Below are 1,180 nucleotides of genomic sequence, written 5' to 3'. Positions count from 1 at the left end.
AATGGCAAAGGAAAAGTTTGAGCGCGGTAAGCCGCACTGCAACATCGGCACAATCGGTCACGTTGACCACGGCAAGACGACGCTGACGGCGGCGATCACCAAGTACTTTGGCGACTTCAAGGCGTATGACCAGATTGACGGTGCGCCGGAAGAGAAAGCGCGCGGGATCACCATTTCGACCGCCCACGTTGAATACGAAACCGACGCGCGTCACTACGCACACGTCGACTGCCCGGGCCACGCGGACTACGTGAAGAACATGATCACCGGTGCCGCTCAGATGGACGGCGCGATCCTGGTTGTGAACGCAGCTGACGGCCCGATGCCGCAGACGCGCGAGCACATCCTTCTCGGCCGCCAGGTGGGTATCCCTGCCATGGTCGTGTTCCTGAACAAGGTCGACCAGGTGGACGATCCGGAACTGCTCGAACTGGTCGAGATGGAAGTGCGCGAACTGCTGTCCGCCTACGACTTCCCGGGCGACGACATTCCGATCATCGCGGGCTCTGCGCTTGCGGCGATGGAAGGCCGTGATCCGGAAATCGGCGAGAACAAGATCCGCGAACTGATGGCGGCGGTTGACGAGTACATCCCGCAGCCGGCACGTGCGATCGACCAGCCGTTCCTGATGCCGATCGAAGACGTGTTCTCGATCTCGGGCCGCGGCACCGTTGTGACCGGCCGTGTGGAGCGTGGCGTGATCAACGTGGGCGACGAAATCGAGATCGTGGGCATCCGCGACACGAAGAAGACGACCTGCACCGGTGTGGAAATGTTCCGCAAGCTGCTGGACCGTGGTGAAGCCGGCGACAACATCGGCGCGCTGCTGCGCGGCGTTGACCGTGAGGGCGTCGAGCGTGGCCAGGTTCTCTGCAAGCCGGGTTCGGTGACACCGCACACCAAGTTCGAAGCCGAGGTCTACATCCTGACCAAGGAAGAAGGCGGCCGTCACACGCCGTTCTTCGCGAACTACCGTCCGCAGTTCTACTTCCGCACGACCGACGTGACCGGGACCGTGACGCTGCCGGAAGGCACCGAGATGGTGATGCCGGGCGACAACCTGAAGTTCGAGGTTGAGCTGATCGCACCGATCGCAATGGAAGACGGCCTCCGCTTCGCCATCCGCGAAGGCGGCCGCACCGTCGGCTCCGGCGTCGTCTCCAAAATCGTCGCGTAAGCC

1 protein-coding gene is annotated in these 1,180 nt (G+C 62.6%); it reads left to right on the top strand.

Annotated features, from left to right (window positions below):
* Position 1: 1 nt before the first annotated feature.
* Positions 2-1,177 (top strand): elongation factor Tu, encoded by a 1,176-nt coding sequence (gene tuf, locus MGEO_RS21030; protein WP_085641693.1) that lies wholly within the window; start codon positions 2-4, stop codon positions 1,175-1,177.
* The last annotated feature ends 3 nt before the right edge of the window (positions 1,178-1,180 follow it).

This window comes from Marivita geojedonensis, assembly GCF_002115805.1.
In the GTDB taxonomy this organism is placed as follows: Bacteria; Pseudomonadota; Alphaproteobacteria; order Rhodobacterales; family Rhodobacteraceae; genus Marivita; species Marivita geojedonensis.
This window is presented reverse-complemented; position numbering and strand designations above follow the sequence as displayed.

Bases quoted from the DNA above. Each gene is read 5' to 3' on its own strand.
- tuf (WP_085641693.1), top strand. From the start codon at position 2: ATGGCAAAGGAAAAGTTTGAGCGCGGTAAGCCGCACTGCAACATCGGC.